Origin of the sequence: Paenibacillus sp. DMB20 (assembly GCF_000987955.1) — a bacterium.
GTDB lineage: Bacteria > Bacillota > Bacilli > Paenibacillales > Paenibacillaceae > Paenibacillus_AQ.
On the sequence record NZ_LAZU01000025.1, the window covers coordinates 318,251 to 332,806 of the forward strand.

Sequence of the window (14,556 nt, forward strand, 5' to 3'; positions counted from 1 at the left end):
CTCATCTGAACATTTTGCATGTAATTTATCATATGAGGACATAAATCCCTTGGTGATTGTACGGTTTTGGAAAAAGGGAGGAGATAAGCCATGCAGAATTGGCTCTTTATTTTGGTGAACGTGGCCGTTGCCGCGTTCGTCGGCGGCATTACGAATCACTTTGCCATAAAAATGCTGTTTCATCCGCGCGAGGAAATCCGGATTCGCGGCCGCAGGCTGCCTTTCACGCCGGGACTTATCCCGAAACGAAAGGAAGAAATCGCGGAGTCGCTTGGTCAGGTCGTTTCCGATTATCTCGTGACGAGCGAGGGACTTCAGGAAATGATCCGGAAGCCGCTGTTCCGCTCCAAAGCGGAAGAAACCGTCAGGCGTCAGCTTCATTCCTTGGCGGCCAGCGAGCTAACGCTGGGCGATGTTGCTTTGAGGGTGTGGTCCGCGGAAGAGTGGAGCCGTCTTAAGGAGCGTGCCGCCGATGCCGCCAAAGCTTTTGCCTCGCGCCGCGCAGCGGCTTTATGGTCGGAGTACGGACTTCAGGATAAACCCCTGAAAGAACTGATTCCCGGCTGGTCGGAGGAGAAGCGTGACCGCTTAAGCGATGCGGCTGCCGGAGCCGTGCTGAAGGAGCTGGGAGATACGCTTTTGTCCGCCGAAGGCCAGCGTCTGCTGAAAGAAATGGCCGCGGCCATGCTGGATAAGGCGGGAGGCTTTTTGGGCACGATGGCCGCGATTTTTGTCGACGAGGATAAGCTTGTTCAAAAGCTGACGCCGATGCTGATCGGGCAGCTTGAAGGGGAGCAGGTTCGCAAGACGATTGCTTCCGTTGTATCCGGGAAGCTTGAGCAGTACGGGGAGATGCCCTTTGCCGGTTTAATGGAGGCGCCGCGGGAGAGCCTGCCTTGGACTTTGTTCTCCGGAAGCTCGAGGAAACGGTTCCGTGGAGTTCCTGGATAGAGCGTTTGGAGGGAGTCACGCTGGCCGAGCTGATCGGTCCCGGGCTGCCGCAGCTGGAAGCCTCGCTTCCGTCATGGGTGGATAAAGGGCTCCGTTTACTTGAAAATGGCGTTCCTGCGGCCATGAAGGCGGTCAACCTTCCGTCCTTGGTTCAGGAACAGGTCCAAAAATTCCCGATTGAACGGTTGGAAGAAGTGATTCTGAGCGTATCCGGCCGGGAATTCCGAGCCATCACATGGCTCGGAGTGCTTTTGGGAGGGGTGATCGGGCTGTTCCAGTCGATGATTACCCTGATGTGGAGATAGGAAAAATCAAATGAACCCGGAAGGCTTCAAGAAAGCTACGGGAAGCGGCAAAGGCCGCTGATGGGGAGGACAAATATGAACATTTACGACAAGGCGCACGATTTGGCGAAAGCGATGAAAGAAAGCCAGGAGGTTCAGGAAATTACATCGGCGATGAAGCTGATTGAAGGAGATGCCGAAAGCAAGCAGATGCTTGACAATTTCCGTCAGCGTCAGATGGAAATCCAGCAGCGGATCATGTCCGGGGATATGCCTTCGCAGGAAGAAATGGAGAAGATGGAGAAACTGTTCGAGGTGTTGAGCCTGAACCTGAACATCCGTCGTTTGTTCGATGCGGAGCGCCGGCTGAGCACCATCATCGAAGACGTAAACAAAATCATCTCCGACAGCCTTCAGGATTTATACGGACCTGCAGAGTCCTGATTCCTGCAAGCCGCGGCCTTGTGCCGCGGTTTTTTTGTTTCTCCCCATAATCTTGTCTCATAATTTGGACCGGCTTCTCATAGAGTAGAAATATAGATGATATGAAGAAAATAGAGGAGCTGCATACAATGAAAAAAAAGAAAAGCAAGCTGAAACATTTGGTGTACCTCATCGTCGCACTCGGGATGCTGGTATATGCGCTGCCGAGCATATCGTTCGCCGGGGGTTTTTCGTGGGCTGCGCTGTTCGGAGCCGTATGGGCCGGATTCGCACTGCTTGTTATCGCCTCGCATCTGCATATTCTGATCGGCGTGGATGAAGCGAAGCAGAAGGCACTGGATGAAATCCGGAAAGAGAAAATCAAGCAGTGGCAGCTGAAATGGCCTGAGGAACGGAAGGGTCAGGAGGTATAAATGAAACAGGTGGCAAGGGGGATTCCGGCAGCTCGACAGAGAGCCGGGACCCTCTTTTTATTTGGGCGGGCGAGAAGGTGCAGGAATGCATGACGCAAGCAAATTTGCCGTTCGGAAGTGGCGGGTTTCGTTCTTGCCGTTACGCCATAACCATTTGGAAATAGAAACGAAGATCGTTTCTATTTTATCCGGAGAAGGAAGTTATGTTCTTGGCCGAAGCGTGATATAATGAATACAGTATGGTACAGATTGGATCAGGGGGGTGTAACAGTTGGATGTGAGGGACGAGACCATTACCAAACACGAGCAGTTGGTACAGCACATCGAAAGTTTAAAGGTCGGAACGAAAATTTCGGTGCGCCGGCTGGCCAAAGATCTTGGCGTCAGCGAAGGCACGGCATACCGTGCGGTTAAGGAGGCGGAATCGCTGGGGATCGTCGTTACGAAGGAACGGATCGGAACGGTCCGGGTCGAGCGGAAGCCCCGCAATATTTCCGAGCAGTTGACCTTTTCGGATGTCGTTGACATTGTGGAGGGACACGTACTTGGCGGAGCTGAGGGTTTGGATAAAAGTTTGCATAAATACGTGATCGGCGCCATGAAGGTGGAGGCGATGGTCCGTTACATCGATGCCGGGAGCCTGATGATTGTCGGGAACAGGGAGGACGCGCATGTTCTTGCCCTGGAGCAGGGAGCGGGCGTGCTCGTTACCGGCGGCTTCGGAACGAGCCGCGAGGTGAAGCAGCTCGCCGACAAACTGGGACTTCCGATCATTTCCTCCCGCCATGATACGTTCACGGTGGCTTCGATGATCAACCGAGCCATTTTCGACCGGTTAATCAAGAAAAAAATCATGTTGGTGGAAGACATTGCCGGCTTAAAGCCGAGAATCCACGCCCTGAAAAATTCCGTGACGGTCCAGGAGCTGAAAGCGATGGCCAAGGAAAGCGGAGAGCAGCGGTTTCCGGTCACGGATGAATGGAACCGCGTGATCGGCATCGTTGGGGCAAAGGATGTTGAGGGGCTGGCGGACACCCAGGCCATAGAACGGGCGATAACGAGAAATCCCGTGACCGCCACCCTGAAGACGTCGCTCGCTTCCGCAGCCCAGATTATGATGTGGGAAGGGATCGATTTTTTGCCGATCGTGGACCGGAACCGGAAGCTGGTGGCTACCGTTACGCGGAAGGAAGTGCTGAAGGCGCTCCGCAACGCCAGGAACCAGCCGCAGTTGGGTGAGACGTTTGATCAGCTGATATGGAACGGCTTTGCGGAGGACCGCGACGAGGAAGGCATGCTGTTCTTTCACGGGTTTATCACGCCCCAAATGGCCACGGACCTCGGGACCATTTCGCAAGGGGTTCTGACGACCGTGATGAGCCAGGCTGCGTTTAAAGCGGCTAAGGATATCACTGGCGGCGATTACGTTTTGGACAACCTGTCCACCTATTTTATCCGTCCGGTGCAAATCGAGGATCCGATCGTGGTCATGCCGCGTCTTCTGGAGATGAGTCGGCGGACGTGCAAAATGGAAATCGAAATCAGCCACCACTCCAGCTTGATCGCGAAATCGGTGATGACGCTCCAGGCGATCGACCAGGGATAACCAGGGCAAGAGCGGAATTTGACCTTTACCTTTCAGGGTTGTTCCAAAGCTCTTAGTCGTTTGTATGGGGAAAAGCGGCTTATTCCCGTCAGGGGAAAAAGCCGCTTTTCCGCTTGCAAAGATAGCCTGAAATGAAATAGTTCTTACGGTCTACATGGAGTTTTGTTCGGAATAAAAAAAGAAAAAATATGAAAATTTATGAAAACAAATGAAAATCAAAGAAAAGTGACGAAAAAAGGGTGAATAAGTCATTAAAAACCGTGATATGTAGATGGCTGTCGGAGTTTCATATGTTATATTGTAGGTGATACAGCTTAGATCAGAATTATTCTAATTCAAAATATATTCAAAGTCATTGTGTTTAATAGGTGTTACATGTTTTTTGGGTGTGAAGACCTAATCATCATTCAAGTTCATAAGAACTATAAGGGGTGGGAGAGATGGACGATAAGTGCGTATCGGTAGTTGTCCCTGCTTATAATGAGGAGGAAGTTATCAGGCAGTGCTATCGCGCATTAACGGACGTGATGGTCGACACAGGTTATACATACGAGCTCGTCTTTGTAAACGATGGCAGCAAGGATCGCACGCTGAGCATACTTGATGAGCTTGCCAGGCAGGATGGTCATGTCCGGATCGTGGATTTTGCAAGGAACTTTGGCCATCAGGCAGCGGTAACGGCGGGGATCAATCAATCGAAGGGGGATTGCGTCGTCATTATCGATGCTGATTTGCAGGACCCTCCTAAGGTGATTCCGCGCATGCTGGAAAAGTGGGAGGAAGGACATGACGTCGTGTACGGGAAACGAAAAAAGCGCAAAGGCGAAACGTTGTTTAAGCGTGCTTCGGCTTCGTTGTTCTATCGTTTTCTTCAGCGCATGTCAGACACAAGCATTCCGCGGGACACGGGCGATTTCCGTTTGATCGATCGGAAGGTCGTGCATGTTTTCAATCGAATGACCGAGCAAAATAAATTTATCCGGGGGATCATCAGCTGGATCGGATTTAACCAGACCTTTGTGGAATATGACCGGGATGAACGGGCCGCCGGCGAGACCAAATATCCGCTGCGAAAAATGATATCATTTGCTTCCGATGGAATTTTTTCGTTTTCGTCCAAGCCGTTAAAGCTGATTACCCGGATGGGGTTCTTGACGGTCGTTCTCGCCATCGGCGTGCTAGTTTACTCCTTGTTATCGAAGCTGCTTGACTTGCCCGAGGTGGAGCGGGGCTGGACGTCTCTTATGGCGGCAATTACGCTGTTTAGCGGTGTTCAGATGCTGTCGCTTGGCATCATTGGCGAATATATCGCGCGAATCTATGATGAAAGCAAAAACAGACCTACGTATATTGTCAGGGAGACGGTTCATTATCCACGTGAAGAGTCGAAAATGAAGCAGGCGCTTCAAGGGGAAACCGCCGCGTATGAGCTGGTTTCCAAATCATGAGGAAGAGAGTTGAGTGCAGGCTTGAGCGGGAAAAAGACGGTGAATAGCTTTTGGACACGCGGTATGTGCTGCATTTTGCTGCTGAATGTTCTTGTCTCGTGCGGCAACGTGCCGAACGGGGAGGAAGAACCGGACAAGCCTGTGGTTAAGCATGAGTCGTTCGATCATGATCCGTCGAAATTCAAGGAACACCGGGAGCAGACGGAACGATTCGTAACGCGCAATTTATATGGGCCTTATGGCGTACATACGAATTTCCAGGACAGCGGCCAGGCGGATACGGTTGCAACGGGACATGAGGTGTTAAGCGAGTCGGCAGGTCTGCTGATGCGGTATTATGCGTTAACGAATCAGCGGGATGCCTTCCAAGCGGAATGGGAGCTCGCAAAGCGTGTCTTTGAGCTTCCGTCAGGCTTTAGTTACCGGTACAGTCCCAAGCATGACAAAAAGTATGCGATCAATGCTGCAGTCGACGATCTTCGCATCATCAGAGCTTTGCATGAAGCGGGGAACCATTTTGATCGTCAGGAATATGTCGAAATGGCTGACGCCTACGGAAAACGATTCTTTGACTTTAACGTAAAGGGCGGCAAACTATACGATTTCTATGACGAAACATATCGGGTCACCAACGATTTTGTAACATTATGCTATATTGACCTGTCGACGCTGAAGCAGCTCCCTGTCCCTGCGAAGCAGAAGTCGGCTTTGATCGGCAACATGCAGAAAATCTTGCAAAACGGCTACTTGTCGGACTCATTTCCTTTTTACGAAACGAGATTTCAATATGATACGGATACATACCGTTCAGAGGAGATCCGCACCGTCGAGTCCCTGCTGACGATCCTTGCGTTGTCGGAGGCCGGCCTCGAGCGTACCGAAAGTATCGCTTATTTAAAAGAGCAAGTGCGGAAAGGAACGTTATACGGCCAGTATGACCGGAACGGCACCCCGTTGAATGATGTTCAATCCACGGCCATTTATGCCATTACGGCCATGATCGGTTCGGAGGTCCAGGATGCCGAACTGTATGAGGACAGCATAAAACAGATGGAGAAATTCCGGGTCATGGATGGGAAAAGCCCGCTTGACGGCGGTTTTGGCGATCCGGTGACGAAGACTGCGTTTTCGTTCGATAATTTGATGGCATTGCTTGCTTATGCTCATTAGCGAGGGCAGGGTGAGCGCGAAAGGTGGTGGATTGGACCATGGCAAAGGCACGTTGGATGGTTAAGCTTGAGGACAGGATAACGATGTTTAGCCGTTATGTTTCGCCGTCCCTGCTGGCAGCCTTGATGGTGTCGATCATTACCGTCATCGCGCTGTTCGTGCCGCCGTACATCGGGATGGCTGATAACGGAGACTATTTCCGTATTTTGTACAGCAATGGGCTGTATTTTAATGCCCCTGATTATGACAGCTTGTACCTGGGCTATTTCAACAAGCAGTTCGGCATATTTCAGTACTTCAATGAGAACGGGGCCACTTTGTTTTCCTCCCAGTCGCTGCTTATTCGCCTATGCATCTGGATTAATCAGTGGTTTAACCCGCAGGTGTTTGACATTCGGGTACAAGGGGCGCTTTTGACCCTGTTATATGCGGTAGCCGTCTATCTGATGGTAGAAGCGCTAACGTGGAAAATGGCTCCGAAATATGGTTACATCGTGGCTGTTCTGGCCGTGTTTTTATTTGCAGATTCCGCTTATACGGCCTTCTTCAACTCGTTTTTCAGTGAAAGCATGGTTTGGATTTCGCTCCTCTACATATTTGCCTCCGGATTGCTCTTGTTCCGCAAACGATATTCCGATTATACGATGATGGCGATCTTCCTGGTGAACGGTCTGCTGCTTACGACAAGCAAACAGCAAAATGCGCCCGTCGGCATCATTATGGCAGTCATGGGCATCGTCTTTATTTATGTACGCAAGCAGCGTAGCTATCGAGCCTTGGTTGCGTCATCGCTTGCGCTCCTGCTGCTGGCAGGGGTTGCCACGTATGCACTGATTCCGAAGGAGTTCGTCAACATTAACAAATACCATGCCATGACGCGCGGGGTATTGATGCAATCCGAAAACCCCGAAGCTACACTGAAATCCTTTGGCATCGACAGACAGTACGCCATCCTCAATGAGAGCATCTACTACGAGCCTTACACGACCGTGGACGTGAATTCCCCAATTCTTGAGGACGAGTTTTATAAGCACTATGGTTTCGTGTCGATTCTTGGTTATTACATGTCGAATCCGCAGCAGGCCGTGAAAATGCTGGATTTGGCTGCCAAAAATGCGTTCACCATTCGCCCGCCGGCGATGGGGAACTACGAGAAGTCCGTCGGAAAGCCCTTTGGAGAGCAGACGAAGTTTTTTTCCGGGTACAGCGAGCTGAAGAGAGCATCGGCACCCAAGACTTTTGGGTTTATCGTGATCTGGATGCTGGTCATTACGGGAATCTATGCTCCTCATTTCATCGCTGCTATTAAGGCGAGGCATGTACGAAGCATGGTTCGGCTGCCTTTGATCCTGATGCTGATGTTCATGGGGCTGTCGGGAATCTTCGTTTCCATTATCGGTGCGGGGGATGCGGACTTGTCCAAGCATGAATTTTTATTTACCGCCGCGTTTGACCTGGTTACCTTGACCGCGGTATCGGATGCGATATGCCGGAATTTGTGGCAGAACAAGCCAGGGATTGCCGCTGACTAAATGAAGTAAGAAAAAACCGGAAGAAGGAGGGAGTAACGAGTGAGGCGAAACCGTCGCGGAATCGTTGGACTGCTGGTGCTGCTCATGCTGAGTCTGAACTTCCCGGAACCAGTGCGAGCGGATCGGGAGTTTTCCCCTTCTTCGGTTCTGATCGTGTATGACAGCCTGGGCATCGGGACGATGCAGGAAGGAAATGTGGAGGCTTTGAAACGCCTGCTCGCCGCTTTTCGGGTCCAGGTTACGGCCGAGTCGGTCGATACCTATATGGCAGGCTCGATGAAGAAGTATTCCAAGCTTATCGAAGTCCGTAACCGTTTGGATCTGATGGAGGAGCAAAGCGACTTTACGAGAGACTTGCAAACCTATGAAGGGGACATTCTCTATATTGCGAAAGGCCGAGAGACAGGCTGGCTCAGACGCTGGGACTTCAGGTGCGGGCCGTGGGGAAGGTAGCGGATTTTTCAATCGGCCCGTTCGTTGAGAAGTCGGTTCGCGTTCCATACATATTCGATTCGATGCAAGCCGAAGCCCGCAAGTACGGTACGTTAAAGGTGCATCAATCGGACGAAAGCTACCCCTATGGGGTACGGAAGGGCACGCATGCTTACGTTCCTTTCATGCAAAAGGACAGGTTAAGCGAAATGGCTCTGTCCTACTTGCTTAAGGACTGGATACAGCCGGAACAGAAGAGCCACTACTATCTTGTGTTCAAAGAGATTTATCCTTTTTCGGACCTGGCATTGCTTGAGCGGATGTCGGACGAGCTGTTTGAAGCCGGCATCCCGTTCATCGCAAGCGTGCACCCGGTATTCAGCAATACGGATTATCCGGCCATGAAGCGTTATATGAACGCCTTGAAATACATGCAGTCCCGCAACGGTACCATCCTTGTCGAGGCGCCTGTCGTGGCATCTACGATCCAGGACCTTGACCGCAGTTTGTACCGTCAGATGGAGCATTTTATCGATGTGCTGGCCGCGGAGGGCATCGTACCGCTCGGAATGGGGACCGAGATGTATTGGTCCTATGACGACCACTACGTCTCGGAAGGGATGGCATTTTTCGACTCCGTCATTCTATTTCCGGACGAACGTCCGATGCCTAAGGCGAAGCGGAACCGGTCCGAAGCGTTCTCATCCTCAATGTACAGCGTAAATCCCGAATTCCTCCAGCGCTACCTTGCCGACGGCCGTTTGATAGACCCGCCTCCCGTGGATACTGCGATCACCTTGAACTTCGTTCAGAAGGAATCGGAGCTTGAGACCATGATCGAAGAGCTCAAGAACAGCTGGATCACCTTTGAAGATTACAAGAATGGAAGTCACACGGTACATACGGGAACCTATGAGCTCAAGTCGCAGCTCGGCTCCCTCCTGCTCAACGGAGAACGCTTGGGGATTCAAGCGGACCGGCAAGAGGCCAGCTCCGACTATGTATACAAAGAGCAGGAACGGAAGAGCTTTGAAACCTGGTTCAATGTTCAAAACATGGTTTTTATCGTCATTATCTTCATTACCCTGGTCGTCTTCTCCGTCTTTCTGATCATTGGAAATCGCATGTATAAACGGAAATATTACAAGTAAGGAGGCAGTCATGACCGTTGTAGACATTTTGATGCTGATTGCCGTCGTTTGTATATGGTCGCTGCTGCTGGTCAACGTGGTCCTGATCATCTCCGGCTATCTGTACTATATAGAAAATGAAAAACGCGAGGTGCCTCCGCTTCCGGATGACGTTCCCTTCGTCACGCTGATGGTTCCCGCCCATAACGAAGGCAAGGTCATTACCCAAACGGTAGAGGCGCTGCTTGCGCTCGATTATCCGCCTGATCGCTATGAAATCATTGTAATAAACGATAATTCCAGCGATAACAGCAGCGAATTGCTTGCCAGGCTGCAGGCCAGATTCCCGACGCGCCAACTGACCATTATAAACACGGATAACGTTACGGGGGGAAAAGGGAAATCGAACGCACTGAACATTGGCTTTAAGCAAAGCAAGGGCGAGTATATCGCCATTTACGATGCTGACAATACACCGGAAAAGACGGCACTCCGTTATCTGGTCGGGGAGATCGCGCATGACCCGACGCTTGGAGCGGTTATCGGCAAATTCCGCACGCGCAACCGCAATGCAAGCCTTTTGACGCGCTTCATCAACATCGAGACCCTGTCTTTTCAGTGGATGGCTCAGGCGGGACGGTGGAAGCTCTTTAAGCTGTGCACGATTCCCGGCACTAATTTTATTATGCGTCGAGAGATCATTGAGGAAATCGGGGGCTGGGACGTCAAGGCGATTGCGGAGGATACGGAGATCAGCTTTCGCATCTATATGATGGGCTACCGCATCAAGTTCCAACCGAAGTCGGTCACGTGGGAGCAGGAGCCGCAGACGCTAAAGGTATGGTTCAAGCAGCGAACCAGGTGGGCGAAGGGGAATATATATGTGATCGTTAAAAATCTCCCGCTGCTTTTTAACCGGTCGGCAAAGCGAATTCATTTTGATCTCCTTTACTTTCTTTCGATCTATTTTCTGCTGCTGACCTCGCTTATCATGTCTGACGCGCTGCTTATACTGCATGCCCTTGGCTACGTGCATACGACGATTGCAGGACTGGGCTCGTTTTTGTGGCTGCTTGCCGTCATTTTATTCGTGACGGGCACCTATGTGACCCTGATTACGGAAAAGGGCGAAATGCGGTTATCGAACCTGTGGATCATTATGCTGATGTATATTTCTTACTGTCAGTTATGGATGGTTGTGGCCGCTTACGGTTTCTACAATTTTATCAAAGATACGATTTTCAAACGGGAAGTAAAATGGTACAAAACCGAACGTTATTGATAGTTGAAGATTGGGGGGAGAAACGTGAATACAAGATCAACGATCTCCGGTATTCTTTGCTTTGTTCTATTCATGATTTCATGCGGCCAGGTGTATGCCCTGCCGGATTCGGGCGGCAATCGATCCACCTACGAGGCGCCGTTAACGTCAAACCATGTCTCCCTATCCGGCGTAACCGCGGCGCGCTCGCTTTATATCCAGGTAGAGGATTATTGGAACGTCAGCGATCTGACGCTGCACCTGGATTATCAGGCGACACAATTGGCTAAAGGCGAGATTTCCAGCGCGACGCTCGCAATGAACGGAACGAAGTTTTATTCGTTCAGGCCCGTTACGGACAAGCAGAAGAAGCAGACCTTAACCGTATCGGTTCCGAAGGATTTGCTTGTTCCAGGGAGCAATACGCTGTCGATCGAGGGCTATATCATTACGAATCTGCCTGATCGCATGTGCGTGCCGGTGGAGAAGCGGGACAACTGGCTTGAGTTGTACGAGAGCTCTTATTCCACGATCACTTACACGAAGAAGGACGGAGCAGGGAGCATCCGGACGTTTAATCAGCAATTCGTCGGCCTGGACACGTTAAAAGAAAAAAAGAGCGCGATCGGCGTTCCGGACAACGGCACTTCTTCGGAGCTGGAGGCAGCAGTATATGCCTTGTCAGGCTTTGCCAAGAGCAATCGCTCGGAAGATCATACGATTCCGATGCTGCCCTTCCAGGATCCCAAGCTTGACCGTCATGAGATGGTCGTTATCGTTGCCTTATACGAGAACCTGCCTGACGGATGGAAGCAGGCACTGGGGCAGGTTAACGTCCGCAACAAAGCCCTCATCCGCATCGTTTCTAAAGACAATCAATCCGCGCTCGTAGTGACATCAGAGGACCCGGCCTTGCTTGAAAAGGCTGGACGTCTGATCGGGAATCAGGCGCTTGTCAACCAATTGGACGGGACGGAAAAATGGGTGGACGCCAATACGAACGTAAAGACGCCGGACATTACCGTCAGCCGCGATGTAACGCTTACCGAGACCGGAGATAAGCTAACCGGAATGATGCATCAGGAGAAGAGCTACTTCGTGACGCTGCCGGCAAACCGATTTATTGCAGAAGCAAGCAAAATCCGCCTTGACTTCCGCTATTCGGATAATCTGGACTTTGACCGTTCCCTCGTCACCATCTTGATCAACGATACGCCGATTGGGAGCAAGAAGCTTACCAAGGAATTGTCCAACCAGGACCAGCTTACGCTGACGATTCCGAAAAACCTGGAAATCTCGGGGAATTTCACGGTGACGGCGGCTTTTGATTTGGAGCTGAAAAGCGCAGGCTGCATCGAGCTTCAGGACCAGATGCCGTGGGCTTACATCACGAAAGATTCTCTTCTTCAGCTCAATACCAAAGATCGTACGGACTTATTGTTCAATAACTACCCCAATCCGTTTCTTAGGGATGCAAGCTTCAATAAGGTTGCGGTATTGATGCCCGATAAGATGGATTCCTATAACTATCTTGCGATCGGAAATCTGTTTCATTTGCTTGGCAAATATGCAGAGGCCAACACCGGCGAGGTGACGTTTTTCCGCGACCGGGAGATGCCGGCAGAATCCGAGCTTAAGCAGTACAATCTCATATCCATCGGCTCTTATAAGGAGCACTCTTGGTTGCAAAAGCACAATGGCAAGCTTTTCTTTAAATACGGCTCGGATGGAGCCGGTTTGGTATCCAACGAGAAGATGAGCATTGAAGAAGACTACGGGAAGCGGATCGGAACGCTGCAGCTGATGGAATCGCCGTATGCGCCGGGTTACGGCTGGCTTGCGGTCACGGGAGCAAGCTCTAAATACAACTACTTGGCATCGAATCTGTTGGCTACGGATAAAGCCAAGTGGAAGGCGCATGGGGATGGCGTTGTCACGGATGCCGATGGAAACGTTGAGGCCTTTCGCTTCAAGAAGCAAGCGGGGCAGGAAGGAAATCGTTTGATCGACCGGATTACCGAGCGCGGAGATGTAATGCGCTACGCGGTTGTGTTGGGACTCGTCTTCATCATGGTGATCGTATCGCTTGTTTTCTTGGTTCGCAAGTACAGAAAGAAGAGAGCGGGTGAAGAATGATGAGGCGAAATCAGAGCAGCTTGTTATCGGATGCAGCCTTTTTGCTGCTGTTTGTGATCTGTTTTATTCATATTGTGTTTACGGCAGGAGACCAGGATCGATACATAATCAATATGATCCTGTTGAACGTTTCGTTTCTGATTGCGATCCTGACCTACTTTACCAGCATTACCGTCGGGCTTATTCTTAATATTGTGTTTATTTTCGGATACGGAACCTATACGCTGTATCAAACCGTCGTGGTCGGAGAGCCGCTTCAGAGCTACCATTACTACTGGTTGATCATGACGCCGATCTTTTCGGTTGTCGTTGCGCTCTTAACCTTTGCCAACCGGCGCCTTCAGGAAGAAGCGGAGAAGCTTGAGCAAAGGAACGCTTCCCTTGCCACCTTGGATGAACGCACGAATTTGAAGAACAGCCGTTCCTTTCAGAGCGACGCAACCATTTTCATGGCGCTTTCCATGCGTTATGAGATCCCGTTAACACTGGTCGTCATGACGGTAAAGCATTGGGATGAACTGAGCCGAATGATTAGCGAAGCCCAAATTACGGAGATGGTCTACGACATTTCGAAGATGAGCGAAACGAGTATCCGCATGAACGACTCTCTTTATATGCTGAACGCGGATCATCCAACCTGGGGGTTGCTGCTGTTTACCGATCAAGACGGCGCAAACGTGGTGGTGAATCGGCTGAAGGAGAAGGTGGAGTCATTTAACATGGTCGAATTCTCCAACAAGTACAAGCTTGAAATGAAGCTGACCATCGGAGCGATTCAATATCACCCGGAAGAGATTCCGACGCCGTTTGATTTCATAACCAAAGCGCGCCAGAAAATGGAGTATGACGTATAACAGGTGAGGTTCCTATGAAGTCTTATGCAAAACGCGAGTCCTTTCGCTCCTTTATTGTCTTTGGTCTTGTAGGAGTGCTGAATACCGGTATAGACGTCGCTGTGTTTTCGCTGTTGACCTGGTGGCAGCTGCCTTGGCTTGCGGCCCAAATCGCCGGATACGGCTGCGGGGTGCTGAACAGCTTCCTCATGAACCGAAAGTGGACGTTTAAGCAGCGGGGGCCGTTTGCCAAAGGACTGCTTCGCTTTCTTTTGCTTATGTGCTCACCCTTGGACTCACGTCCGCTTGCATGCAGTTCATGCATGAGCTGCTTGGAATCTCGCTATGGCTAAGCAAGGGGACCGCTACGGTCTTTGGGGTTTTGCTTAACTTTGCCGGAAGCAAGCGGTGGGTGTTCCGTCAGGAGGCTGAGGCCAAGAGCGAAGCGGGAGCTGCGGGCACCTCAGGAGCCGGGGGCGATATATAAACAGCCGCCCGGGCTTAAAAGATGGAAGCTGTTCGAAAGCGCCAGCAAAGAAGGGTTGTTCCTCCGTCGATTAAAAGACGCGAAAGGATCAACCCTTCTGTTGTGCGCTCAATTCCTAGCGGATTTTTGGCGGCTGTAGTAGGATCTGCTGCGAAGACCCGCAAAAATATTGAACGCCCCCAGCACCATAAACACGGCTTCGACGATGACCGCCGGCGTGGAGCCGCTGAACATCAGCATGGCGATGACCGAAAGGGCGACAAGCATGACGCCCATCCAAATGTTCATGGATGCCTGAAGCATCCCTCGGTCGTGGGGATCGGACTTCCGGCGCGAGTTAACGCTATTCCAAGCGGCAGCGATGCAGGAGATGGCAAGAAGTATAAACAGGGCATATCGGATAACGGAAAGCATGTGATGGACGGCACT

At 51.0% G+C, this 14,556-nt stretch carries 14 protein-coding genes and 1 pseudogene; 14 read left to right on the plus strand and 1 reads right to left on the minus strand.

All coding sequences use genetic code 11. The annotated features are described in order from the left end of the window. Window positions 1-90 precede the first annotated feature (90 nt). The 14 genes and pseudogenes from XI25_RS12170 to XI25_RS12230 all read left to right on the plus strand — a co-directional run bounded on the left by XI25_RS12170 (window position 91) and on the right by XI25_RS12230 (window position 14,127). Window positions 91-951, plus strand: a complete 861-nt coding sequence (locus tag XI25_RS12170) for a DUF445 family protein (protein ID WP_235439841.1) — start codon at window positions 91-93, stop codon at window positions 949-951. Continuing rightward, the gene (locus XI25_RS34560; protein ID WP_235439842.1) at window positions 897-1,256 is read left to right on the plus strand and encodes a DUF445 family protein; all 360 of its coding nucleotides are present in this window, start codon (window positions 897-899) and stop codon (window positions 1,254-1,256) included. Before XI25_RS12170 ends, XI25_RS34560 begins: the two co-directional genes overlap by 55 nt. 75 nt (window positions 1,257-1,331) lie before the next feature. Next, window positions 1,332-1,679: a YlbF family regulator gene (locus XI25_RS12175; protein ID WP_046678803.1), complete on the plus strand. Its 348-nt coding sequence runs from the start codon at window positions 1,332-1,334 to the stop codon at window positions 1,677-1,679. Between the two features lie 128 nt (window positions 1,680-1,807). After that, on the plus strand, window positions 1,808-2,092 hold the full coding sequence (locus XI25_RS12180) for a hypothetical protein (RefSeq protein ID WP_046678804.1): 285 nt from the start codon (window positions 1,808-1,810) through the stop codon (window positions 2,090-2,092). 271 nt (window positions 2,093-2,363) lie between these two features. Further along, window positions 2,364-3,698, plus strand: a complete 1,335-nt coding sequence (locus XI25_RS12185) for a DRTGG domain-containing protein (protein WP_046678805.1) — start codon at window positions 2,364-2,366, stop codon at window positions 3,696-3,698. Between the two features lie 440 nt (window positions 3,699-4,138). Beyond that, window positions 4,139-5,146, plus strand: coding sequence for a glycosyltransferase family 2 protein (locus XI25_RS12190; RefSeq protein WP_046678806.1), 1,008 nt, complete (start codon window positions 4,139-4,141; stop codon window positions 5,144-5,146). Window positions 5,147-5,185: 39 nt separating this feature from the next. Then, a complete protein-coding gene (locus tag XI25_RS12195; protein ID WP_152669122.1) occupies window positions 5,186-6,316 on the plus strand; it encodes a glycosyl hydrolase family 8 in 1,131 nt (376 codons plus the stop codon). A gap of 38 nt (window positions 6,317-6,354) precedes the next feature. Beyond that, a complete protein-coding gene (wsfD, locus tag XI25_RS12200; RefSeq protein WP_046678807.1) occupies window positions 6,355-7,848 on the plus strand; it encodes a glycan biosynthesis hexose transferase WsfD in 1,494 nt (497 codons plus the stop codon). 39 nt (window positions 7,849-7,887) lie between these two features. Then, window positions 7,888-8,301, plus strand: a complete 414-nt coding sequence (locus XI25_RS12205) for a hypothetical protein (RefSeq protein ID WP_046678808.1) — start codon at window positions 7,888-7,890, stop codon at window positions 8,299-8,301. Next, window positions 8,289-9,431: a hypothetical protein gene (locus XI25_RS12210; protein WP_052759571.1), complete on the plus strand. Its 1,143-nt coding sequence runs from the start codon at window positions 8,289-8,291 to the stop codon at window positions 9,429-9,431. The genes XI25_RS12205 and XI25_RS12210 overlap by 13 nt, the downstream gene beginning before the upstream one ends. Window positions 9,432-9,441: 10 nt before the next feature. Further along, window positions 9,442-10,692 (plus strand): glycosyltransferase, encoded by a 1,251-nt coding sequence (locus tag XI25_RS12215; protein ID WP_046678809.1) that lies wholly within the window; start codon window positions 9,442-9,444, stop codon window positions 10,690-10,692. Window positions 10,693-10,716: 24 nt separating this feature from the next. Further along, window positions 10,717-12,807 carry a cellulose biosynthesis cyclic di-GMP-binding regulatory protein BcsB gene (locus tag XI25_RS12220; protein WP_052759572.1) on the plus strand — a complete coding sequence of 697 codons (2,091 nt, stop codon included), beginning with the start codon at window positions 10,717-10,719 and terminating at the stop codon, window positions 12,805-12,807. Beyond that, window positions 12,804-13,661 (plus strand): GGDEF domain-containing protein, encoded by an 858-nt coding sequence (locus XI25_RS12225; protein WP_235439843.1) that lies wholly within the window; start codon window positions 12,804-12,806, stop codon window positions 13,659-13,661. Before XI25_RS12220 ends, XI25_RS12225 begins: the two co-directional genes overlap by 4 nt. A gap of 14 nt (window positions 13,662-13,675) precedes the next feature. After that, window positions 13,676-14,127, plus strand: a pseudogene (locus tag XI25_RS12230) (GtrA family protein). Window positions 14,128-14,235: 108 nt separating this feature from the next. On the opposite strand, the gene XI25_RS12235 reads toward XI25_RS12230, so the two are convergent. Then, window positions 14,236-14,541, minus strand: coding sequence for a YtpI family protein (locus tag XI25_RS12235; RefSeq protein ID WP_046678810.1), 306 nt, complete (start codon window positions 14,539-14,541; stop codon window positions 14,236-14,238). Window positions 14,542-14,556 lie beyond the last annotated feature (15 nt).

Excerpts from the sequence above, each read along its gene's own strand:
- XI25_RS12225 (WP_235439843.1), top strand. The coding sequence starts at position 12,804 with ATGATGAGGCGAAATCAGAGCAGCTTGTTATCGGATGCAGCCTTTTTG.
- XI25_RS12170 (WP_235439841.1), top strand. The coding sequence starts at position 91 with ATGCAGAATTGGCTCTTTATTTTGGTGAACGTGGCCGTTGCCGCGTTC.
- XI25_RS12235 (WP_046678810.1), bottom strand. The coding sequence starts at position 14,541 with ATGCTTTCCGTTATCCGATATGCCCTGTTTATACTTCTTGCCATCTCC.
- XI25_RS12190 (WP_046678806.1), top strand. The coding sequence starts at position 4,139 with ATGGACGATAAGTGCGTATCGGTAGTTGTCCCTGCTTATAATGAGGAG.
- XI25_RS12215 (WP_046678809.1), top strand. The coding sequence starts at position 9,442 with ATGACCGTTGTAGACATTTTGATGCTGATTGCCGTCGTTTGTATATGG.
- wsfD (WP_046678807.1), top strand. The coding sequence starts at position 6,355 with ATGGCAAAGGCACGTTGGATGGTTAAGCTTGAGGACAGGATAACGATG.
- XI25_RS12180 (WP_046678804.1), top strand. The coding sequence starts at position 1,808 with ATGAAAAAAAAGAAAAGCAAGCTGAAACATTTGGTGTACCTCATCGTC.
- XI25_RS12175 (WP_046678803.1), top strand. The coding sequence starts at position 1,332 with ATGAACATTTACGACAAGGCGCACGATTTGGCGAAAGCGATGAAAGAA.